The sequence below is a fragment of the Pseudomonas sp. CCC4.1 genome (genome assembly GCF_035019225.1).
Classification (GTDB): domain Bacteria; phylum Pseudomonadota; class Gammaproteobacteria; order Pseudomonadales; family Pseudomonadaceae; genus Aquipseudomonas; species Aquipseudomonas bubulae.
In genome coordinates this window covers 133,430-153,825 of sequence record NZ_JASJWL010000003.1, presented here as the reverse complement: position 1 = coordinate 153,825, position 20,396 = coordinate 133,430, and the positions used below count along the sequence as shown (strand labels likewise).

At 59.2% G+C, this 20,396-nt stretch carries 20 protein-coding genes; 9 read left to right on the top strand and 11 right to left on the bottom strand.

Annotated features, from left to right (window positions below):
- Window positions 1-93 precede the first annotated feature (93 nt).
- Window positions 94-2,862, bottom strand: a complete 2,769-nt coding sequence (gene polA, locus QN377_RS02670; protein ID WP_094999676.1) for a DNA polymerase I — start codon at window positions 2,860-2,862, stop codon at window positions 94-96.
- 74 nt (window positions 2,863-2,936) lie between these two features.
- Between polA and QN377_RS02665 the strand changes: the two genes are divergently transcribed.
- Together QN377_RS02665 and QN377_RS02660 are read left to right on the top strand one after the other, a co-directional pair.
- Window positions 2,937-3,227: a DUF2782 domain-containing protein gene (locus QN377_RS02665; protein ID WP_019828138.1), complete on the top strand. Its 291-nt coding sequence runs from the start codon at window positions 2,937-2,939 to the stop codon at window positions 3,225-3,227.
- Window positions 3,228-3,283: 56 nt separating this feature from the next.
- Entirely contained in the window at window positions 3,284-4,234 is a 951-nt protein-coding gene (locus QN377_RS02660; RefSeq protein WP_322213859.1) for a homoserine kinase, read from the top strand.
- Between the two features lie 159 nt (window positions 4,235-4,393).
- Here QN377_RS02660 and QN377_RS02655 read toward each other — a convergent pair whose 3' ends face one another.
- The gene (locus tag QN377_RS02655) at window positions 4,394-5,314 is read right to left on the bottom strand and encodes a zinc ABC transporter substrate-binding protein ZnuA (RefSeq protein WP_095017886.1); all 921 of its coding nucleotides are present in this window, start codon (window positions 5,312-5,314) and stop codon (window positions 4,394-4,396) included.
- A gap of 66 nt (window positions 5,315-5,380) precedes the next feature.
- Here QN377_RS02655 and QN377_RS02650 point away from each other — a divergent pair, with 66 nt between their 5' ends.
- Genes QN377_RS02650 through QN377_RS02635 form a run of 4 tightly spaced genes read left to right on the top strand, consistent with a single transcriptional unit; the run spans window position 5,381 to window position 8,189 of the window.
- Complete coding sequence (locus tag QN377_RS02650) at window positions 5,381-5,863, top strand: Fur family transcriptional regulator (protein WP_094999679.1); 483 nt, start codon at window positions 5,381-5,383, stop codon at window positions 5,861-5,863.
- Window positions 5,863-6,651, top strand: coding sequence for a zinc ABC transporter ATP-binding protein ZnuC (gene znuC / locus QN377_RS02645; protein ID WP_094999680.1), 789 nt, complete (start codon window positions 5,863-5,865; stop codon window positions 6,649-6,651). Before QN377_RS02650 ends, znuC begins: the two co-directional genes overlap by 1 nt.
- Window positions 6,644-7,432 (top strand): zinc ABC transporter permease subunit ZnuB, encoded by a 789-nt coding sequence (gene znuB, locus QN377_RS02640; protein WP_322213856.1) that lies wholly within the window; start codon window positions 6,644-6,646, stop codon window positions 7,430-7,432. Before znuC ends, znuB begins: the two co-directional genes overlap by 8 nt.
- Before the next feature lie 37 nt (window positions 7,433-7,469).
- Window positions 7,470-8,189, top strand: a complete 720-nt coding sequence (locus tag QN377_RS02635) for a PA5502 family lipoprotein (protein WP_094999682.1) — start codon at window positions 7,470-7,472, stop codon at window positions 8,187-8,189.
- Window positions 8,190-8,249: 60 nt separating this feature from the next.
- Here the strand turns inward: QN377_RS02635 and katE are convergent, their stop codons facing one another.
- On the bottom strand, window positions 8,250-10,442 hold the full coding sequence (gene katE, locus QN377_RS02630; RefSeq protein ID WP_254925214.1) for a catalase HPII: 2,193 nt from the start codon (window positions 10,440-10,442) through the stop codon (window positions 8,250-8,252).
- 199 nt (window positions 10,443-10,641) lie between these two features.
- Between katE and QN377_RS02625 the strand changes: the two genes are divergently transcribed.
- From QN377_RS02625 to QN377_RS02615, 3 genes are all read left to right on the top strand, one after another.
- A complete protein-coding gene (locus QN377_RS02625) occupies window positions 10,642-11,649 on the top strand; it encodes a methionine ABC transporter ATP-binding protein (RefSeq protein ID WP_094999684.1) in 1,008 nt (335 codons plus the stop codon).
- Window positions 11,649-12,323, top strand: coding sequence for a methionine ABC transporter permease (locus tag QN377_RS02620; RefSeq protein WP_094999685.1), 675 nt, complete (start codon window positions 11,649-11,651; stop codon window positions 12,321-12,323). Before QN377_RS02625 ends, QN377_RS02620 begins: the two co-directional genes overlap by 1 nt.
- Before the next feature lie 81 nt (window positions 12,324-12,404).
- Window positions 12,405-13,175 (top strand): MetQ/NlpA family ABC transporter substrate-binding protein, encoded by a 771-nt coding sequence (locus tag QN377_RS02615; RefSeq protein WP_094999686.1) that lies wholly within the window; start codon window positions 12,405-12,407, stop codon window positions 13,173-13,175.
- Window positions 13,176-13,313: 138 nt separating this feature from the next.
- On the opposite strand, the gene QN377_RS02610 is transcribed toward QN377_RS02615, so the two are convergent.
- The 8 genes from QN377_RS02610 to ctaD all read right to left on the bottom strand — a co-directional run bounded on the left by QN377_RS02610 (window position 13,314) and on the right by ctaD (window position 20,388).
- The gene (locus QN377_RS02610; RefSeq protein WP_094999687.1) at window positions 13,314-13,949 is read right to left on the bottom strand and encodes an SCO family protein; all 636 of its coding nucleotides are present in this window, start codon (window positions 13,947-13,949) and stop codon (window positions 13,314-13,316) included.
- The gene (cyoE, locus tag QN377_RS02605; protein ID WP_153326762.1) at window positions 13,946-14,833 is read right to left on the bottom strand and encodes a heme o synthase; all 888 of its coding nucleotides are present in this window, start codon (window positions 14,831-14,833) and stop codon (window positions 13,946-13,948) included. The genes QN377_RS02610 and cyoE overlap by 4 nt, the downstream gene beginning before the upstream one ends.
- Window positions 14,833-15,882 carry a COX15/CtaA family protein gene (locus QN377_RS02600; RefSeq protein WP_404824650.1) on the bottom strand — a complete coding sequence of 350 codons (1,050 nt, stop codon included), beginning with the start codon at window positions 15,880-15,882 and terminating at the stop codon, window positions 14,833-14,835. The genes cyoE and QN377_RS02600 overlap by 1 nt, the downstream gene beginning before the upstream one ends.
- Window positions 15,883-15,893: 11 nt before the next feature.
- Window positions 15,894-16,487 (bottom strand): hypothetical protein, encoded by a 594-nt coding sequence (locus tag QN377_RS02595; protein ID WP_094999690.1) that lies wholly within the window; start codon window positions 16,485-16,487, stop codon window positions 15,894-15,896.
- Window positions 16,462-17,199 (bottom strand): SURF1 family protein, encoded by a 738-nt coding sequence (locus QN377_RS02590; protein ID WP_094999691.1) that lies wholly within the window; start codon window positions 17,197-17,199, stop codon window positions 16,462-16,464. Before QN377_RS02590 ends, QN377_RS02595 begins: the two co-directional genes overlap by 26 nt.
- Window positions 17,196-18,083 carry a cytochrome c oxidase subunit 3 gene (locus QN377_RS02585; protein ID WP_094999692.1) on the bottom strand — a complete coding sequence of 296 codons (888 nt, stop codon included), beginning with the start codon at window positions 18,081-18,083 and terminating at the stop codon, window positions 17,196-17,198. The genes QN377_RS02590 and QN377_RS02585 overlap by 4 nt, the downstream gene beginning before the upstream one ends.
- A gap of 12 nt (window positions 18,084-18,095) precedes the next feature.
- The gene (locus QN377_RS02580) at window positions 18,096-18,668 is read right to left on the bottom strand and encodes a cytochrome c oxidase assembly protein (protein WP_095017881.1); all 573 of its coding nucleotides are present in this window, start codon (window positions 18,666-18,668) and stop codon (window positions 18,096-18,098) included.
- 130 nt (window positions 18,669-18,798) lie between these two features.
- Window positions 18,799-20,388, bottom strand: a complete 1,590-nt coding sequence (gene ctaD / locus QN377_RS02575; RefSeq protein WP_094999694.1) for a cytochrome c oxidase subunit I — start codon at window positions 20,386-20,388, stop codon at window positions 18,799-18,801.
- Window positions 20,389-20,396 lie beyond the last annotated feature (8 nt).

The following is a 20,396-nucleotide window of genomic DNA, read 5'->3' as shown; positions in this document are numbered from 1 at the left end:
CACCACCCATTCAATAAATCTGAGTGGTGTTGGCAGATTTAGTTCCGGGAGCTTAAAAACTCTTTGGAATAAGCCCGCTCCCACATTCCCTCATTAATGCGCTTCATCCCAGTTGTTGCCCACGCCTACTTCAACCACTAGCGGCACATCCAGCTTCGCCGCTTCGCTCATGTGTATCCGCACTTCATCACGCACCTGGTCCACCAGGTCTTCGCGCACTTCTAGCACCAGTTCATCGTGTACCTGCAGGATGACGCGGGCATCGAGGCCTGAGGCGCTGAGCCAGTTATCCACAGACACCATGGCTTTTTTGATGATATCGGCTGCCGTGCCCTGCATCGGTGCGTTGATTGCCGTGCGTTCGGCGCCTTTGCGCAGCGCCGGGTTTTTCGCGTTGATTTCCGGCAGGTACAAGCGACGACCGAAAATGGTCTCGACATAGCCTTGCTCGGCAGCCTGGGTGCGCGTGCGCTCCATGTAGTCCAGCACGCCCGGGTAACGTGCGAAATAACGGTCGATATAGGCTTGCGACTGTTTGCGGTCGACGCCGATCTGTTTGGCCAGGCCAAAGGCGCTCATGCCGTAGATCAGGCCGAAGTTGATGGCCTTGGCACTGCGGCGCTGGTCGGTGGTGACGTCCGCCAGATCAACCCCGAACACCTCGGCAGCGGTGGCGCTGTGCACGTCCAGATTGTTGCGGAAGGCATGCAGCAAACCTTCGTCCTTGGCCAGGTGGGCCATGATCCGCAGCTCGATTTGCGAGTAGTCGGCCGCCAGCAGTTTGTAGCCTTTAGGGGCCACAAAGGCCTGACGGATCCGACGACCTTCGGCGGTACGGATCGGAATGTTCTGCAAGTTTGGATCACTTGAAGACAAACGACCGGTCGCCGTGACGGCCTGGTGGTAGGAGGTGTGGATACGGCCCGTACGCGGGTTGATCTGCTCAGGCAGGCGATCGGTGTAGGTGCTTTTCAGCTTGCTCATGGAGCGGTACTGCATCAGCACCTTGGGCAGCGGGAAGTCCTGCTCGGCCAGTTCCGCCAGCACGGCTTCGGCAGTCGAAGGCTGGCCTTTGGCCGTTTTGCTGATGATTGGCAGACCGAGTTTTTCATACAGGATCACACCCAGTTGCTTGGGTGAGCTCAGGTTGAACTCCTCACCGGCAATGGCAAAAGCCTCACGCTCCAGCGCAACCAGCTTGTCACCCAGCTCAACACTCTGGATACCCAGCAGGTTGGCATCCACCAGCGCGCCCTGGCGTTCAATACGCGCCAGTACCGGCACCAGCGGCATCTCGATGTCCGTCAATACGCTGTTGAGGCTAGGGATCGCTGCGAGTTTTTCGTGCAGTACATGGTGCAGGCGCAAGGTCACGTCGGCATCTTCGGCCGCATACGGGCCGGCCTGCTCCAGGGAAATCTGGTCGAAGGTCAGTTGCTTGACGCCCTTGCCGGCAATGTCCTGGAAGCTGGTGGTGGTGTGGCCCAGGTATTTGAGGGCCAGGCTGTCCATATCGTGGCGGCTGCCCGTGGAGTCGAGCACATAGGACTCAAGCATGGTGTCGAAGGCAACGCCCTGAACCATGATCCCGCAGGATTGATCGCCACCGATGGCGCAGTTGGCCAGAATATTCATGTCGTACTTGGCGTGTTGTCCGACCTTGGCTTTGCTCGGGTCTTCCAGCAGCGGCTTGAGGGCACGCAATACCGTGTCGCGATCCAGTTGCTCGGGTACGCCCATGTAGGAATGGGTCAATGGAATGTAAGCCGCTTCGCCAGGCTTGACCGCGAACGACAGGCCCACCAGCTGCGCTTGCTGCGCGTCCAGGCCGGTGGTTTCGGTATCAAAGGCAATCAATTTGGCGTCGTTGAGTTTTTTTAGCCACACATCAAAGCGAGCCTGATCGAGGATGGTCTCGTACTGTTGCTCCGCTTCGGCGGGCGCTTCAGGAGCCTCATGCACAATCACCTGCCCGGCACGCTTGGCCTCGCGCTCAACTTCGGCAATCCAGCTTTTGAACTCAAGTTCGGTGTACAGCTCAATCAACTTTTCGCAGTCAGGCGCCTTGAGGTGCAAGTCTTCCAGGCCGATATCCAGCGGCACATCGATCTTGATCGTCGCCAATTGATAGGACAAAAACGCCATTTCGCGATGTTCTTCGAGTTTGGCAGGCAAGTTTTTGGCGCCGCGAATGGGCAGGGTCGGCACGATATCGAGCTTTTCGTACAGATCGACCAAACCACCGCCTACACCCACCAGCAAGCCGGACGCTGTCTTGGGACCAATACCAGGTACGCCTGGAATGTTGTCAGACGAATCGCCCATCAGCGCGAGGTAGTCGATGATCTGCTCGGGCGATACGCCAAATTTCTCTTTAACGCCCTCAATGTCCATCACGCTGCCGGTCATGGTGTTAACCAGCGTGATGTGGCCATCAACCAGCTGGGCCATGTCCTTGTCACCGGTGGAGATGACCACTGGTCGGTCTGCCGCGGCGCTGCTGCGGGCCAGCGTGCCGATGACATCATCGGCCTCCACGCCTTCAACGCACAGCAAGGGGAAACCCAGCGCAATCACACTGGCGTGCAATGGCTCGATTTGCACCCGCATGTCATCGGGCATGCTCGGGCGGTTGGCCTTGTACTCGGCGTACATGTCATCGCGAAATGTCCCGCCCTTGGCATCGAAAACCACCGCGAACGGGCTGTCCGGATACTGCTTGCGCAGGCTTTTGAGCATGTTCAATACGCCCTTCACGGCGCCTGTCGGCAGCCCTTTGGACGTAGTCAGCGGCGGCAGCGCGTGGAAGGCGCGGTACAGATATGAAGAACCGTCCACCAGGACGAGGGGAGCTTGGCTCATGAGCAGGATCAACCTTTTCGGCGAGTCCGGCGCTAGAATGTCCGGACCAATGACGACAAAGGGACAAGGTTATCATGCGCACACTCAATCGCCTGTTGCTGACCGGTTTGTTTGCATTCACTCCGCTGGTAACCTTCGCAGCAGATGAAGCAGTCACCGCCGATCCAGATGTAACCATTCGCACGGAAGGCGATAAAACCATTCAGGAGTACCGTCAAAACGGTTTCCTGTACGCCATCAAGGTCACCCCAAAAGGGGGCAAACCGTACTTCCTGGTACGGGCTGATGGTACTGATGCCAATTACATCCGTTCCGACCAGCCGGATATGCTGATTCCTTCGTGGAAAATCTTCGAATGGAAGTAGCGTCTTAACTTTAATTGGCGCCGCCTTGCGCGGCGCCCGTACTGGCAATTTAAATCATGTCTGTATTCACCCCACTGACTCGCAGCGAGTTGGAAACCTTCCTTGCGCCTTATGAACTCGGCCGTTTGCTCGATTTCCAGGGGATTGCTGCGGGCAGCGAAAATACCAACTACTTCATCAGCCTGGAGCGCGGTGAATTTGTCCTGACCCTGGTTGAGCGTGGGCCGGTCAAAGAGATGCCGTTCTTTATCGAGCTGCTGGATGTGCTGCATGACGCCGACCTGCCGGTGCCATTCGCCTTGCGCACCGTTGACGGCCAGGCCCTGCGCGAACTCAAGGGCAAGCCGGCGCTGCTGCAGCCGCGCCTGGCGGGCAAGCATATTCGTGAGGCCAACGCCCAGCATTGCGCCCAGGTTGGGGAACTGCTCGGCCACTTGCATACCGCGACCCGCAACAACGTACTGGAACGCAAGACAGACCGCGGCCTGGACTGGATGCTGGCTGAAGGTCCTGCCTTGATGGCTGGTTTGTCGCCTGATTCAGCAGATTTGCTGCAAAAGGCGCTGCAGGAAATTACTGCGCGTAAGGCGCAGATTCTGGCACTGCCCCGGGCGAACCTGCATGGCGACCTGTTTCGTGATAACGCGATGTTTGAAGGCACTCATCTGACCGGGCTGATCGATTTTTACAACGCCTGCTCGGGCCCGATGCTGTACGACGTGGCCATTGCCCTGAATGACTGGTGTGCAGACGAAGACGGTCAGATCGATGCTCCCCGCGCCCGTGCGCTGCTGGGTGCCTATGCCGCCCTGCGTCCGTTCACTGCCGCCGAGGCCGAGTTGTGGCCGACCCTGTTGCGCGTTGCTTGCGTGCGGTTCTGGCTGTCGCGCCTGATCGCAGCCCAGACCTTTGCCGGTCAGGACGTGCTGATTCATGATCCGGGCGAGTTTGAAAAACGCCTGGCTTTGCGTCAGACGGTGACCGTACAGCTGCCGTTCGCGTTGTAACAAACACTGAAATCAATTGTGGGAGCGGGCTTGCTCGCGATTGTAGCGACGCGGTGTATCTGAACAACCGCGTCGATCCAATCGCGAGCAAGCCCGCTCCCACAGAGGTTCTGGCAAGCCGCAACTTTTGTGAATGTCACACAATCTGTGGGAGTCGGCTTACAAGCTTTCCAGACACCCCGCCAGGTCATTGCCGAGTTTTTCCAGCAACTGCTCATACCCCTGCGCCGTCGCCGGGGTGTAGCCACCCAGGGCATCCAGCTCCGCCAACTTGACCGGCAACCCGGCCGTCAGGGTGTCAGCCAGGCGCGGACGCAGCGGCGGATCGCTGAATACACAGGTCTTGCCCACTTCCTGCAGACGCTTGCGCATGGCGGCTACGTGCTGGGCGCCCGGCTGAACTTCCGAAGCCACACTGAAGGTGCCCGTGTGCTTGATGCCGTAAGCGCTTTCAAAATAGTCGTAGCCTTCGTGGAAGACGAAGAACGGTTTGTCGGCAATCCCGGCCAGTCGCGTTTTGAGGCGCGCATTCAACGCATCCAGGCGTTCATTGAAGGCCTTGAGATTGCTTTGATACCTGGTCGCATTGGCAGGGTCTTTTTCACTCAGGTCCGCCGCCATTTTCGCGGCGATCACCCGCGCATTGTCCGGAGCCAGCCACAAGTGTGCATCCAGGGTGCCGGGACGATGATCGTGATCATGTTCGGCGGCATCTTCTTCGTGCGAATGGCTATCTTCGGCGAAATGACGCAATTTCAAGCCCGGCAGGGTTTGTACCGTAACCGATGGCAGGGTGCGGCCCTTGATCACTCGTGGCAGAAACCCTTCCATGTCCGGACCGATCCAGTACAAAAGATCCGCCGACTGCACGCGCCGTACGTCGGATGGGCGCAGCGCATAGTTATGTGGTGAGGCATTGGGCGGTAAAAGCACCTCCGGATGCCCCACGCCGTCCTGCACGGCAGCGGCAATCAGTTGCAGGGGCTTGATGCTGGTCAGCACGTTGACCTCGGCCCGGGCCGGGCTGATCACAAGCAAACTGGCGCTTAGAGCAAGAAAAAGGGAAAAAAGACGGGGCACGATAAGCACTCATGATGGCTGAAACAGGTAACATAATAACGTCTCTCTCAATAATCGTCGCCGCCCATGCCTATAACACCGCTTGCCAGCCGTCCCCACGACCATTCTCATTGTGTCCATAGCGCCCTGACCGAGGCCGATGCCTTGTGTGCGCAAAAGGGCCTGCGCCTGACCGCCTTGCGTCGACGGGTGCTTGAGCTGGTGTGGCAAAGCCACAAGCCGCTGGGTGCCTACGACATTCTTGCAGTACTGAGCGAGCAGGATGGCCGTCGCGCTGCGCCGCCTACCGTTTATCGGGCTTTGGACTTCCTGCTCGACAATGGCCTGGTGCACCGCATTTCCTCACTCAACGCTTTTGTTGGCTGCAGCCACCCCGAGCACCCGCACCAGGGCCAGTTCCTGATTTGCCGCAACTGCCACGCCGCCATCGAGCTTGAGCAAAAGTCCATCAGCGACGCAATTATCAATAGCGCCCGGGATGTCGGCTTTACTGTCGAAGGCCAGACTGTCGAAGTGGTCGGTTTGTGTTCGGGTTGCCGGGAGGCCTGATGAGCGCTGCACTGATTCGCCTGCAACATGTCACTGTGACCTATGCCGGGCAAAACGTACTCGACAATATCGAGCTGAGCGTTGAACCGGGCCAGATCGTGACTCTGATCGGCCCCAACGGCGCCGGCAAGACCACGCTGGTCAAAGCCGTGCTCGGCCTGCTCAAGCCCACCAGCGGCAGCGTATGGCGCAAGCCCAAGCTGCGCGTGGGCTATATGCCGCAAAAGCTTCACGTTGACCCGACACTGCCATTGTCCGTGTTGCGCTTTTTGCGCCTGGTGCCCGGTGTAGACCGTGCCCAGGCCCTTGAGGCGCTAAAGGAAGTCGGTGCTGAAAAGGTCATCGATAGCCCGGTGCAAAGCGTGTCCGGTGGTGAAATGCAGCGCGTGCTGCTGGCCCGCGCCCTGCTGCGCAAGCCCGAATTGCTGGTGCTCGACGAGCCGGTGCAAGGCGTGGACGTGGCCGGTCAATCGGAGCTGTATGCCCTCATCACCCGCCTGCGCGACCGCCACGGCTGCGGCGTGCTGATGGTCTCCCACGATTTGCATCTGGTGATGAGCACCACCGATCAGGTGGTATGCCTCAACCGCCACGTCTGTTGTTCGGGCCATCCCGAGCAGGTGAGTGGTGACCCGGCTTTCGTTGAGCTATTTGGCAAAAACGCACAAAGCCTGGCGATTTATCACCACCATCACGACCATGCTCATGACTTGCATGGCTCAGTGGTTAGCGAAAATAACCCGGCGGCATCCGCCCACGTTCATGGAGAAGGCTGCAAGCATGGCTGATTTTCTGCTTTACGCCCTGCTGGCAGGTCTGGCTTTGGCAATAGTTGCAGGCCCTTTGGGGTCATTCGTGGTGTGGCGGCGCATGGCCTACTTCGGCGACACGTTATCGCACGCAGCCCTGTTGGGCGTAGCCCTGGGGTTCCTGCTGGATATCAGCCCGACCATTGCCGTGACCGTGGGCTGCCTGTTGCTGGCGGTGCTGTTGGTCACGCTGCAGCAGCGACAGTCGCTGGCATCCGACACACTGCTCGGAATTCTCGCCCCCAGCACCTTGTCCCTCGGGCTGGTCGTACTAAGCTTCATGCATGAAGTGCGGATCGACCTGATGGCGTATTTGTTTGGTGACCTGCTGGCCATCAGCCCAACCGACCTGATGTGGATCCTGGGTGGCAGCGCGACGGTTCTGGCCTTGCTGGTTGCACTGTGGCGACCATTGCTGGCGATCACCGTGCATGAAGAGCTGGCCATGGTTGAAGGCCTGCCCGTGGCGGCGTTACGATTGGCCCTGATGCTGTTGATTGCGGTGGTGATTGCCGTGGCGATGAAAATCGTCGGCGTGTTGCTGATTACCTCCTTGCTGATTATTCCGGCGGCCGCGGCCCAGCGTCATGCTCGCTCGCCGGAGCAAATGGCACTGGGCGCCAGCGCACTGGGCATACTGGCCGTAGTGGGTGGCCTTGTGCTGTCATGGTTTAAGGACACGCCAGCAGGCCCGTCGATTGTGGTGTGTGCCGCAGCACTGTTTTTGTTGAGTTTTGTTCTACCCCGTCGAGGGGTGTAGACTTGCTTGTTTTTTGCGCACTTAGAGAGCCGCAGGAATGAAGCTGTTCAACTCCCGTTACTTGCTCCTGGCCGCATTTTCCCTGCTGCTGGGCGCCTGCCAAAGCACGCCGTCGGCCGACACTACTGCCGCCGCCGCACGCGCTACGGCCATCGCACAGCTGGAGCAAAACCTGGCCAGCAGTGAACTCGCGACCGCTGAAGATCAATTGAGCGCCTTGCAGGCGCAAACCCCGGATGATCCGCAATTGGTGCAATACCAGCGCCAACTGGCCGAGGCCTACCTGCAACGCAGCCAGATCGTCCTGCAAAAGGGTGATGTCAACGCGGCAGCTACCGCCCTGAGCCGTGCCCGCGCCCTGATGCCCAAGGCCCCTGCACTGACCGGTGGGGTCAATAGCGCCATTGCCCAGGCCCGCAAGGCCGAGCTGGACAAGGCTGAAGCCGCCCTCAAGGCTGCCGAGGCCCGACCACCGGCCAAGGTGATCGACCCGGCAGCCGAGAGCACCACTGTTGCACTGAATATCAACGATATTGCCAAACTTCGCCATCAACTGGATTTGATCGCGCAAGATATCGTCAATTATCAGTGCGCCGTCAGCCTGCAGGTTCCGCGTACGGCGGATTATCCATGGCTGGCCACACTGATCAGCAAGCGGGTTAAAAAGATCGACCCCGGGTTTGACCTCAAGCTGAACCGTCAAGTCATTCGCCACGTACCCGCACAAATGGTGCTGATCCCCAGCAAACCGGAATAAAACATCCGGGCATGAAAAACCCGTAGCAGCCAAAGGCTGCTACGGGTTTTTTGTTTTCGGCTAGGCCGGTATTGCCTTGGCCCTGGCCTCCCGTGACCACACGCGGTGTTGCCCGATGGCTGCAAAAAAGGCTTTTAGATCCTGGGCATCCTTGATCGCCAGCAACCCTTCATCTGCCTGTAGGTGCAGCACGTCCAGCAGTTGTCTGGCATCACCCTGCAAGGCGATGGCCTTGAGGTGCTTGTACGCTTCCAGCAGGTAGTGCAAGGCCACTCCGTCGCCGCTCAGTGCCTTGATCGACGCCGCGCCACCCGGTACGTACACCGCGTCGAACGCCACCGAAGGCAAGCCTTCCATCGACGCATCCACAGCCAGCAATGTGCCGTCAGCGGTTTTCACCGGGGCTGACGTCGGCCCCAGCAATTTGGCGTGGGCACCCTCTGCTGCAAGCGCCTGTTTCAGCGCATCGATCGCTTTGCCATCCACCCCGTTGGCCGCCAGGATCGCCACTTTGCGGGTTTTGATATTCCCCGCCAGCAGATTGGCCTGGCTCAGGGCCGGCGACTGGGTAAAGCGAGTCTTGCGCTCAGCTACCGTACCGGCCTTGGGTGCGGGCAAGCCCAGATTTTCGGCGACGCGCCTGGCCAGGCCCAAATCAATATTGGCCAGAATCTCATTCACCTGCCGCGCACGGATAGACTCGCGCTCAACTTTACCCAGCTCAAAGCTGTAGGCAGCAATGATGTGCTCTTGCTCATGGTTGCTCATGCTGTTGAAGAACAGCCGCGCCTGGGAGAAATGGTCACCGAATGATTCGCTGCGCTGACGGATTTTGTTGGCGTCGATGCGTTCCGGGTAACTCTCAAAACCGCCGTCACTGGCCGCCGGTGGGGTTTCTTTTGGCCAGCCGCCATCGATCGAGTTGGGTTCGTAGGCTGCACGCCCCTTGTGGAGGGTGCTGCGGTGCTGGGCATCACGCTGGTTGTTGTGGAATGGCGCCACCGGACGGTTGATCGGGATCTCATGAAAATTCGGCCCGCCAAGGCGACTGATCTGCGTATCCGTATAGGAAAACAGGCGCCCTTGCAGCAACGGGTCATTGGAAAAGTCTATCCCTGGAACAATGTGGCCAGGGCAGAAGGCGACTTGTTCGGTTTCTGCGAAAAAATTGTCCGGGTTGCGGTTGAGGACCATTTTTCCCAATGGCGTAATCGGTATCAGTTCTTCCGGGATCAGCTTGGTCGGGTCAAGGATATCGAAATCAAACTTATGCTCATCTTCCTCCGGGATGATCTGGACACCGAACTCCCACTCCGGGTAATCGCCCGTCTCAATGGCGTCCCACAGGTCACGGCGATGGAAGTCCGTGTCTTTGCCTGCGAGCTTCTGCGCTTCGTCCCACACCAACGAGCAAGTGCCTACACTTGGGCGCCAGTGAAATTTGACGAAGTTAGACTGGCCTTGCGCGTTGATGAAACGAAAGGTGTGCACGCCAAAGCCCTGCATGCTTCTCAGGCTTTTCGGAATGGCCCGGTCGGACATGGCCCAAATGACCATGTGAGCGGATTCCGGAACCAGTGAGACAAAGTCCCAGAAGGTGTCATGGGCCGAGCCGCCAGTAGGGATTTCATTGTGTGGCTCAGGTTTTACAGCATGTACAAAGTCTGGAAACTTCACCGCATCCTGTATGAAAAATACCGGCATATTGTTCCCGACCAGATCGAAGTTACCTTCGTCGGTGAAAAACTTGACCGCGAAACCGCGAACATCACGCACCGTATCCCCGGAGCCCCGCGGGCCTTGCACGGTGGAGAAACGCACGAATACGGGGGTTTGCTTGCCGGGGTCCTGCAAGAATCCTGCTTTGGTCAGTGCGCTGTGGGACTTGTACGCCTGAAAATAGCCATGAGCACCAGTGCCTCGCGCATGCACGATGCGCTCGGGAATACGTTCATGGTCAAAATGCGTGATCTTCTCGCGCATGATGAAGTCTTCGAGCAGCGACGGCCCGCGCGAACCGGCCTTGAGGGTGTTCTGATTGTCAGCAATCTTCACCCCTTGGTTGGTTCGTAAGGCCTGATCGGTGGCGTCGTCGCGAAAGGTTTCAAGGCTTTCCAGTTTGACGTTGGTGTTACCACGATCCAGGGTGTCGGTGCCGGCCATCTGGCTCTTGTTGGAAGACGGTTTTTTGCTGCTCATCAGACTAAACTCCTTGTATGCGAAAGCCCTGTGATAAGGGCTTTGTAGACAAATACCGCCCAAGCGGATGCGAGTTGCCTAAGTACTGACGTCTGGCCGTTACCGTCGTTCCTTTTTTCTGACCTTTAGTCGTCTTATTGCCAAATCAAAGGTTTGTGCGCAAATAAATGCTAAGTGCATCTATACGGACAGGCTAAAATGCGCGCCCGGCTTACCGCTGAACTTCTATTTACGCGCCCACAAGGTTCGCTACGTGATTGAGTTTCATAACGTTCATAAAACTTACCGGGTTGCCGGTAAGGACATCCCCGCGCTGCACTCCACCACTTTGCGTGTTGAGAGCGGCCAGGTGTTCGGCCTGATAGGCCACTCCGGTGCGGGTAAAAGTACATTGCTGCGCCTGATCAACCGCCTCGAAACGCCGAGCGGCGGCAAAATCATCGTCGATAACGAAGACGTAACCGCGATGGACGCCAACGGCCTGCGCCGTTTCCGTCAGCAGGTAGGCATGATTTTCCAGCACTTCAACCTGCTGGCTTCCAAGACCGTGGCCGATAACGTCGCGATGCCTCTGACACTGGCCGGTGAATTGTCCCGCAGTGCCATTGATAAGCGCGTTGCAGAGTTGCTCGAGCGCGTGGGCCTGTCTGATCACGCCAAAAAATACCCGGCGCAACTTTCAGGCGGCCAGAAACAGCGTGTGGGCATTGCCCGTGCGCTGGCCACCAAGCCAAAAGTGTTGCTGTGCGACGAAGCCACCAGCGCCCTCGACCCGCAAACCACCGCCTCGGTGCTGCAATTGCTGGCCGAGATCAACCGTGAGCTGAAGTTGACCATCGTGCTGATCACCCACGAGATGGATGTTATCCGTCGCGTGTGTGACGAAGTGGCAGTGATGGACGCGGGGGTGATCGTTGAGCAAGGCCCGGTGGCCGATGTATTCCTGCACCCCAAGCACCCGACCACCAAGCGTTTTGTGCAGGAAGACGAGCAGATCGACGAGAGTGAGCAGCGCGACGATTTCGCTCATGTACCTGGTCGCATCGTACGCCTGACCTTCCAGGGCGAAGCTACCTACGCACCACTGCTGGGCACCATCGCCCGCGAAACAGGTGTGGACTACAGCATCCTGGCCGGTCGTATTGACCGCATCAAAGACACCCCTTATGGGCAATTGACCCTCGCCATCACCGGTGGCGATATGAAAGCGGCGTTCGCCCGCTTCGTTGCCGCTGACGTTCATATGGAGGTGCTGCGCTAATGGACGCTTTCTTGAGTTTTTTCTCCAATATCGACTGGCTGGAAATCTGGCTGGCTACCGGCGACACCCTGATGATGCTCGGCGGTTCGCTGCTGTTTACCATCGTGTTGGGCCTGCCGCTGGGCGTGCTGCTGTTTTTGTGCAGCCCGCGCCAACTGTTTGAGCAAAAGGCGGTGTATGCCTTTCTGTCGCTGGCGGTGAATATTCTGCGTTCGCTGCCGTTCATCATCCTGCTGATTGTGATGATCCCCTTCACGGTACTGATTACCGGCACCTCGCTGGGCGTTGCCGGCGCCATCCCACCACTGGTGGTCGGCGCCACGCCGTTCTTCGCCCGTCTGGTGGAGACTGCCTTGCGTGAAGTGGACCGCGGCATCATCGAGGCGACCCAGGCCATGGGCGCCAGCACGCGGCAGATCATCACCAGCGCCCTGTTGCCTGAGGCGCGCCCTGGTATCTTTGCGGCGATCACCGTGACCGCCATTACCCTGGTGAGCTACACCGCGATGGCCGGTGTGGTGGGCGCAGGTGGTCTGGGCGATCTGGCGATCCGCTTCGGTTATCAGCGCTTCCAGACCGACGTGATGATCGTCACGGTGGTGCTGCTGCTGATTCTGGTGCAGATTCTGCAAACCGTTGGCGACAGGCTGGTGGTGCATTTTTCGCGCAAGTAAGTACGCCCCGGATTAATAAACGTAACCGCCAGCCTGTGGCTGGCAGATACCTGATTTCAGGTATTCCCAAGGAGTTGCTGCATGAAGAAGTTATTTGCTGCTGTGGCCGCTGTTGCGGCGTTCTCGGCCCACGCGGGCGATCTGTCGGTTGCGGCCACCCCAGTGCCTCACGCCGAAATCCTGGAGTTCGTGAAACCTGCACTGGCCAAAGAGGGTGTAAACCTCAAGGTCAAGGTGTTCACCGACTACATCCAGCCAAACGTGCAGGTGGCCGAAAAGCGCCTGGACGCCAACTTCTTCCAGCACCAACCGTACCTGGATGAGTTCAACAAGGCCAAGGGCACCCACCTGATCAACGTTGCAGCCGTTCACCTGGAGCCGCTGGGCGCTTACTCGAGCAAGTACAAAAAGCTGGATGAAATCAAAGACGGTTCTACCGTGGTGATCCCGAATGACGCCACCAACGGCGGCCGTGCGCTGTTGTTGCTGGATAAGGCCGGGCTGATTACGCTCAAGGACAAGACCAACATCCTGTCGACACCCAAAGACATTACCGCCAACCCCAAGAAGCTGAAGTTCCGCGAGTTGGAAGCAGCCACCATTCCACGGGTGCTGACCCAGGTTGATCTGGCGCTGATCAACACCAACTACGCGCTGGAAGCCAAGCTGAACCCGGAAACAGACGCACTGGTCATCGAAGGCAGCGACTCGCCTTACGTGAATATTCTGGTAGCTCGCCCGGATGACAAGGACTCGGCTGACATGCAAAAGCTGGTTGCAGCCCTGCACAGCCCGGAAGTGAAAGCGTTCATTCTTGAGAAGTACAAAGGCGCCATCGTTCCGGCGTTCTGACACCCACTGTCGGAGCAATCCCGCCCCTCTGTGGGAGCGGGCTTGCTCGCGATGGCATCATTGCGGTTTGTCTGAAAGACCGTGTCGCCTGCATCGCAGGCAAGCCAGCGCCCACCCAGTAACCTGCAGCCCCCCTCCTTACTTGCGTTCAACCAATCCCGGCAACTGGGCAACCATCTTCTGGTTGTTGAACGGTGCGCGGATAAACCCTCGCTGAGTGCCGTCCGGCCCGATCAGCGCAAGATTGCCACTGTGATCCACCGTGTAGTTCGCCTTGCTGGTATCGGCGGGAATAAACGGGATGCTCACCGCGTTGGCGAGTGTCTGCAGCTCTTCAATGGAGCCCGGCGTCAGCCCCACAAACTGCGGGTCAAAGTAGCCCAGGTATTGCTTGAGCTGCTGCGGCGTGTCGCGATGGGGATCAACGCTGACCAGCACGATCTGCAGCTTGTCCTGTACCTCTTTGGGCAGCTCGCTTTTGATCTGGCGCAGCTGGGCGAGGGTGGTCGGGCAGATGTCCGGGCAGAAGGTGTAGCCAAAAAACAGCATGCTCCACTTGCCTTTCAGTTCATTCATCACCACCGGCTGACCATCCTGGTTGGTCATCGTCACGTCCGGCAGTTGGCGGCTTTGCGGCAGCAAAATGATCCCGGCATCGATCAGCGACGTGTTATCGCCCTGGTTTTTACCCGACATCATTTTGTTAAACGTCAGGCCCATGACCAAGGCCACCAGCGCAACGAGAATAAAGACGGTCTTTTGAATTTTAGTCATAGGTTCAACATCAGATAGTGGTCGACAAGCAGCGCGATAAACAGCAGGAACAGGTAGTAGATAGAGTACTTGAACGTGTTGATCGCCGCGTGCGGCTGGGTGCCACGGTACAGCACCCACGCCCAATGCAGAAAGCGTGCGCCCAACCCTAGCGCACAGCCCAGATAGAGCAAGCCGCTCATATGGATCACAAACGGCAGCAGACTCACTGCCAGCAGGGCACAGGTGTACAGCAGGATATGCACCTTGGTGTAGTGTTCGCCGTGAGTGACCGGCAGCATCGGAATATCGGCCTTGGCGTATTCTTCCTTGCGATGAATGGCCAGGGCCCAGAAATGCGGCGGGGTCCAGGCGAAGATGATCAACACCAGCAGCAACGGCTCGGCGGTGACCTGCCCGGTAACCGCCACCCAGCCCAGCAGCGGTGGGGCAGCCCCGGCGAGCCCCCCGATAACGATATTTTGCGGTGTGGCCCGTTTCAAAAAACCGGTGTAGATCACCGCATAGCCGAGCAACGACGCCAGCGTCAGCCAGGCTGTCAGCGGATTGGTAAACACCAGCAGCAATCCCATGCCCGCCAGCGCCAGCAACAGAGCGAAGGTCAGCGCAGCAACCGGCGACACTCGCCCCTGTGCCAGCGGGCGCTTGTGGGTGCGGGCCATGACGGCGTCAATGCGCCGGTCCACTACATGATTGACCGCGGCCGCAGCACCGGCACACAGGCTGATGCCCAGATTGCCGAAGATCAGCACCGGCCAGGGCACGCCGGCGCGGGTCGCCAGGAACATGCCCACCAACGACGTAATCAGCATCAAGACCAGCACCTTGGGCTTGGTCAGCTCCAGATAATCGCGCCACAACGCCCGCTGTGCCTGCTCGCCCATCAAGGTCGCCACGGTTGTTCTCCTTTGAGGCTGTAGGTCCAGCGGGAAAATCGTGGCGCCCGGGCCCGTACCAGCACTGCGCGTGCGTGGTAATTGACCAGCACCAGGGTCAGCAGCAAAGCCGCCCCCCCGGCGTTGTGGGCCACCGCCACTGCCAGCGGCAAGCCAAACAGCACATTGCTCAGGCCCAGGCCGATCTGTGCCGCCAGCGCCACCAGCAGTAACCCCGCAAGACGGCTCATGCCGACCTTGCGCAATTGCCAGGCCAGACCCAGCAGCACGCCGGTCAGCAGCATGGCGCCCAAACGATGGGTGAGGTGAATCGCCGTACGGGCTTCGCTGTCCAGTTGCCCACCCAGATAGTTGGGGCCAATGTGCTGAGTCAGATGAAAACCATTGGCGAAATCGGCTTCAGGCCACCATTGGCCATGGCAGGTCGGCACATCAACACACGCCACGGCGGCATAGTTGGAGCTGACCCATCCCCCCAATGCGATCTGCAGGATTGCCAGCATCAGCCCGGCGCTGGCCCAACGTTGCAAACGCCGCGGTACCGCCAGCGCGGGCAATACGCCAGAGAGGCGCAAGGTCAGCAAAAACAGCAAACTCAAGGTGGCAAAGCCGCCGAGCAGATGCCCGGTGACAACCTGCGGCCATAGTTTGAGCGTCACCGTCCACATGCCAAAGGCCGCCTGGGCGATCACCACCAGCAGGATAAACAGCGGCAGCTTGAGCGGCTGATCGGGCAAGTGCCGCTGCCGCCATGCACGGGCTGCCAGGAGTACGATCATCAGGCCCAGGGTGCCCGCGAAGTAACGATGGGTCATCTCACTCCAACCTTTATCGGCCTCCACCGGGGTATCGGGAAAATGCAGCTCGGCATGGGCCAGTTGCGCCTCGGTCTTGGGCACGCTGATAAAACCGTAGCAGCCCGGCCAGTCAGGGCAGCCCAGCCCTGCATGGGTCAGGCGGGTGTAGGCGCCGAGCAGCACCACCACCAGCGCCAGCAAGGTGGCAAGCAAGGCGAGACGAAATCCGGCTTTGGCCATGGCGTAGCCCTCTATCCGATATTGGACAGCTTCAGCAGCAGGCGCAGGTCGTTGAGCACGTCCTTGCCGATCACCCCGTAGGCGTAGCGCAGCACCAGATTGCCGTGGGGGTCGATGATCCACAGTTGCGCTGCACCGTTGCCCTCGGCACCCTGCGTATAAGTTGGCAGGTCCAGGGCGTAGCGCTGCAGTTGCGGGTATTCGAGTTGCAGCTTGGCCGCGTAGGCCGCATCTACGGGGTGTGCCGCTGCCAGTGCGTGGGTTGCGCGGGAGGCATCGCGACCCAGGCCGATCTGCAGCTGGCGGGCCAGGTACACCAGTTGCTGGCAATCCGTAGCGCAACCCTGAGGCGCGGTCACCAGCAGCTGCCAGCGTTGTTCATCGGCCGTCACCCCAAGGGCAGCGCGGCTTTGCCCGTTGCCGATTAGCTCGCCGTGGTAGCTGCGGCTTTCGGGCAGCCAGAATTTGAGTTGGTACATGCACGTGGCCAGCACCATGGGGCCGATAGTGAGCAGCAGGATAAGGATCAGTTGCAAGCGCCCGCGCCGTCGTGTGGTCGGGGGCAGGGTGCGTGTGCTTTCAGGCGGATTGATGGCCGTTCCCATGGCGTTTCTCCTGAGCAGTGTGCCAGCCGAGATACAGATAAAGACCGAGTAACGCCAGTGCCATGGCGAACCATTGCACGGCATAGGCAGTGTGTTTTTCCGGGCCCATGCCCGTGGAGATCAGTGGCCAGTCGGCCAGATACGCTGCGGGCCCGGGGGCGATGCGCACCTCGTCGGCAAAGCCTTCACGGCCCAGTTCGGCCCACAGTTTGGCTGGCATCACAGCCGTCACCAGCCGTGGCCAGGGCGCGCCCAGCGGGTCGGGGTGCAGCTGGAAGGGCGCTCCCGGTGATTCGTAGACCCAGGCCTGAATATCCAGTATCTGCTCCGGGGTGCTGAACTCGGGTGGCTTAAGGCGGCTCGGCCATGGCAACCAGCCGCGATTAAGCCACAGCCACTGGCCGCTGGCCTGATCCTGAAAGGGTTGCAGCAACTCCACACCGACCTTGCCATCGCGCATGCGGTTGTCCAGGAGCAGGCTGTGTTGACCGTCGAAATGGCCGCGCAGCTGCACGCGGCGAAAGGCCGGATCATCGAAGGTGAGTAATTGCCCGACGGTCACCGGTGCAGCCACCTGACGCTCGGCGTAGTGGTTGAGCAACTCACGCTTTTGCTCGCCCCGGTCAAGCTGCCAGAAGCCCAGAAACACCAGCAGCGGCAGCACCGCCAACACCACCAGCGTGGGGGCAAAACCAGGGCGAAAGCGCGTCATAGCACGTAAACAAACAAGAACAGGCCGAGCCACACAACATCAACAAAATGCCAGTACCAGGTTGCGGCCTGGAATCCGAACTGGTGCTCGGCATTGAAGTGACCGCGCACAATACGGATCAGCATGATCAGCAAAATCAGCGCGCCGATGGTCACGTGGGCACCGTGAAAACCGGTGAGCATAAAGAAGGTCGCACCATAGATGCCTGAGCCCAGAGTCAACCCCAGCTCTTTGTAGGCGTGAACATATTCCTCGGCCTGGAACCCCAGGAAGCCTGCACCCAGCAACACCGTCAGCCCCAGCCAGAACTTCAGCGCGCCGCGATGGCCTTTGTTCAATGCATGGTGGGCGATGGTCAGGGTGACGCTGGAACTGACCAGCAATACGGTGTTGAGCAGCGGCAAGCCCCACGGGCTGATGGTCCCTTTGGGGGGCGGGTACAGGGCAGGGTCGGGGGTGTGCAGCAGTGGCCAGGTGAACTGAAAGTCGGGCCACAGCATATGTGCCACTGCCTTGCTGCCTTCGCCCCCCAACCACGGGCCGGCAAAGTGGCGTACATAAAACAGCGCACCAAAAAAGGCGAGAAAGAACATCACCTCGGAAAAAATAAACCAGGTCATGCCCCAGCGAAAGGAGCGGTCGAGCTGCGAGCTGTAAAGCCCGGCGCGACTCTCTTTGATCACCGCGCCAAACCAGCCGAACATCATGTAGGCAACGATCAGACCGCCGACGAAAAAGATCAGCGGCCCGTGGGATTCAGGCCGCGCCGCCTTCAGATCGTTGAACCATGTCCCCAGTCCGTACACCGTGACCAGCAAGCCAATGGTGGCAATGATCGGCCACTTGCTTTGCGCCGGGACGTAGTACTGATCGTGAGTTGCCATGGGGCGTTCTCCTTATCGGGAAGGCTGGTCAGCGGCCTTGCCGGCGATGGCGGCGACGGGCGGATGGCGAGCGGTGATATCGAACAGCGTGTAAGCCAGCGTCAGGTGTTTCACATCCTTGGGCATGGCCTGATCGACGATAAAGCGCATGGGCATTTCGATCCGTTCACCCGGTTGCAGCACCTGTTGGGTAAAGCAAAAGCACTCGGTCTTGTGGAAGTACCGGGCCGCTTCGGCGGGCGAAATGCTCGGCACTGCCTGCGCCGACATCGGTTGACCGGTAGGGTTGTAGGCAACAAAGACCATCTCGTTGACCGCGCCCGGATTGACCACCAGTTGATCGCCCTTGGGGTAGAACTCCCACACCATGTCGATGGCATTGGTAGACAGGAATTGCACCCGTACCTGACGGCTCGGGTCGACCACTTGCTCCCCTTCGTACTGCCCGGCGGTCTTGCCATTGATGCCAAAGGCCCTGCACATCACGTCGTAAATCGGCACCAGGGCAAAGCCGAAGGCAAACATCACCACCACCAGCAGCGACAGGCGCAGGACCAGGCGTTTGATGGGGGTTGAGTTGTTCACGCTTGATCTCCTTGGAGCAAAAGCCCCTCTCCCAAAGGGAGAGGAGACTGACCGCACGCGGCCTCAAGAGCACCGCCAATCTGCTCCCTCTGCCTCTGGGAGAGGGTTGGGGTGAGGGGCCTTTGGCCTTTCACTTGATTTCCGGCGGCGTGGTAAAGGTGTGGTACGGCGCGGGCGAAGGCACGCTCCATTCCAGACCTTCGGCGCCGTCCCACGGCTTGGCCGGTGCTGGCGGCCCACCGCGGATGCATTTGATGACAATAAACAGGAACAAAAACTGCGTCGCTCCAAACATGAACCCACCAATCGACGACACCATGTTGAAATCGGCAAATTGCAGGTTGTAGTCCGGAATCCGCCGCGGCATACCCGCCAGTCCGACAAAGTGCATCGGGAAGAACGTCAGGTTCATGCCCACAAAGGACAGCCAGAAGTGCAGCTTGCCCAGGGTTTCGTCGTACATGTGACCGGTCCATTTCGGCAGCCAGTAGTAGGTCGAAGCGAAGATGCCAAAGATTGCCCCCGGCACCAGCACATAGTGGAAATGCGCCACCACAAAATAGGTGTCGTGGTACTGAAAGTCCGCCGGGGCAATGGCCAGCATCAACCCGGAAAACCCGCCGATGGTGAACAGAATCACAAAGGCCACGGCAAACAGCATCGGCGTTTCAAAGGTCAGTGAGCCTTGCCACATGGTGCTGGCCCAGTTGAACACCTTGACCCCGGTGGGCACCGCGATCAGCAGCGTGGCGTACATGAAGAACAGCTCGCCCACCAGCGGAATGCCCACCACAAACATATGGTGCGCCCATACGATAAACGACAGGAAGGCGATGCTGGCCGTGGCGTAGACCATCGAGGTGTAGCCAAACAGCGGCTTGCGCGAGAAGGTTGGAATGATCGCGCTGACGGCACCGAAGGCCGGCAGGATCATGATGTACACCTCGGGATGGCCGAAAAACCAGAACACATGCTGGAACAGCACAGGGTCACCGCCACCTGCGGCGCTGAAAAAGCTGGTGCCGAAGTGGATATCCATCAGCATCATCGTCACCACACCCGCGAGCACCGGCATTACCGCAATCAGCAGAAAGGCGGTGATTAACCAGGTCCAGACAAACAGGGGCATTTTCATCAGGGTCATGCCGGGGGCGCGCAGGTTGAGGATGGTGGCGATCACGTTTATCGCGCCCATGATCGAGCTGATGCCCATCAAATGGATTGCAAAAATGAAAAAGGTCACGCTTTCGGGTGCGTAGGTCGTGGACAGCGGCGCGTAGAACGTCCAGCCGAAGTTGGGCCCACCCCCGGCGGTGAATAGCGTCGAAATCAGCAGTAAAAATGCGGCGGGCAACAGCCAGAAGCTGAAGTTGTTCATCCGTGGCAAGGCCATGTCCGGTGCGCCGATCATCAGCGGGATCATCCAGTTGGCCAGGCCGACAAACGCCGGCATCACCGCGCCGAAGACCATGATCAGACCGTGCATGGTGGTCATCTGGTTGAAAAAGGCCGGGGCCACGATCTGCAGGCCGGGCTGGAACAGCTCGGCGCGAATCACCATGGCAAACGAGCCGCCAAGCAGAAACATGCAGAAGCTGAACCACAGGTACAAGGTGCCGATGTCCTTGTGGTTGGTGGTCAGCACCCAGCGCATCAGGCCTTTGGCCGGGCCATGGGCCTGACCGTCTGCATGGCCGTGGTCATCGATAACAGCACTCATGTCCTGAC

What these genes read in the sequence shown, in the direction of transcription:
- QN377_RS02665 (WP_019828138.1), top strand. Translation starts at nt 2,937, where the DNA reads ATGCGCACACTCAATCGCCTGTTGCTGACCGGTTTGTTTGCATTCACT.
- znuB (WP_322213856.1), top strand. Translation starts at nt 6,644, where the DNA reads ATGGCTGATTTTCTGCTTTACGCCCTGCTGGCAGGTCTGGCTTTGGCA.
- cyoE (WP_153326762.1), bottom strand. Translation starts at nt 14,833, where the DNA reads ATGGGCGAGCAGGCACAGCGGGCGTTGTGGCGCGATTATCTGGAGCTG.
- QN377_RS02590 (WP_094999691.1), bottom strand. Translation starts at nt 17,199, where the DNA reads ATGACGCGCTTTCGCCCTGGTTTTGCCCCCACGCTGGTGGTGTTGGCG.
- QN377_RS02650 (WP_094999679.1), top strand. Translation starts at nt 5,381, where the DNA reads ATGCCTATAACACCGCTTGCCAGCCGTCCCCACGACCATTCTCATTGT.
- QN377_RS02620 (WP_094999685.1), top strand. Translation starts at nt 11,649, where the DNA reads ATGGACGCTTTCTTGAGTTTTTTCTCCAATATCGACTGGCTGGAAATC.
- QN377_RS02635 (WP_094999682.1), top strand. Translation starts at nt 7,470, where the DNA reads ATGAAGCTGTTCAACTCCCGTTACTTGCTCCTGGCCGCATTTTCCCTG.
- QN377_RS02660 (WP_322213859.1), top strand. Translation starts at nt 3,284, where the DNA reads ATGTCTGTATTCACCCCACTGACTCGCAGCGAGTTGGAAACCTTCCTT.
- QN377_RS02595 (WP_094999690.1), bottom strand. Translation starts at nt 16,487, where the DNA reads ATGGGAACGGCCATCAATCCGCCTGAAAGCACACGCACCCTGCCCCCG.
- znuC (WP_094999680.1), top strand. Translation starts at nt 5,863, where the DNA reads ATGAGCGCTGCACTGATTCGCCTGCAACATGTCACTGTGACCTATGCC.
- QN377_RS02585 (WP_094999692.1), bottom strand. Translation starts at nt 18,083, where the DNA reads ATGGCAACTCACGATCAGTACTACGTCCCGGCGCAAAGCAAGTGGCCG.
- polA (WP_094999676.1), bottom strand. Translation starts at nt 2,862, where the DNA reads ATGAGCCAAGCTCCCCTCGTCCTGGTGGACGGTTCTTCATATCTGTAC.
- QN377_RS02610 (WP_094999687.1), bottom strand. Translation starts at nt 13,949, where the DNA reads ATGACTAAAATTCAAAAGACCGTCTTTATTCTCGTTGCGCTGGTGGCC.
- QN377_RS02600 (WP_404824650.1), bottom strand. Translation starts at nt 15,882, where the DNA reads ATGGCCAAAGCCGGATTTCGTCTCGCCTTGCTTGCCACCTTGCTGGCG.
- ctaD (WP_094999694.1), bottom strand. Translation starts at nt 20,388, where the DNA reads ATGAGTGCTGTTATCGATGACCACGGCCATGCAGACGGTCAGGCCCAT.
- QN377_RS02615 (WP_094999686.1), top strand. Translation starts at nt 12,405, where the DNA reads ATGAAGAAGTTATTTGCTGCTGTGGCCGCTGTTGCGGCGTTCTCGGCC.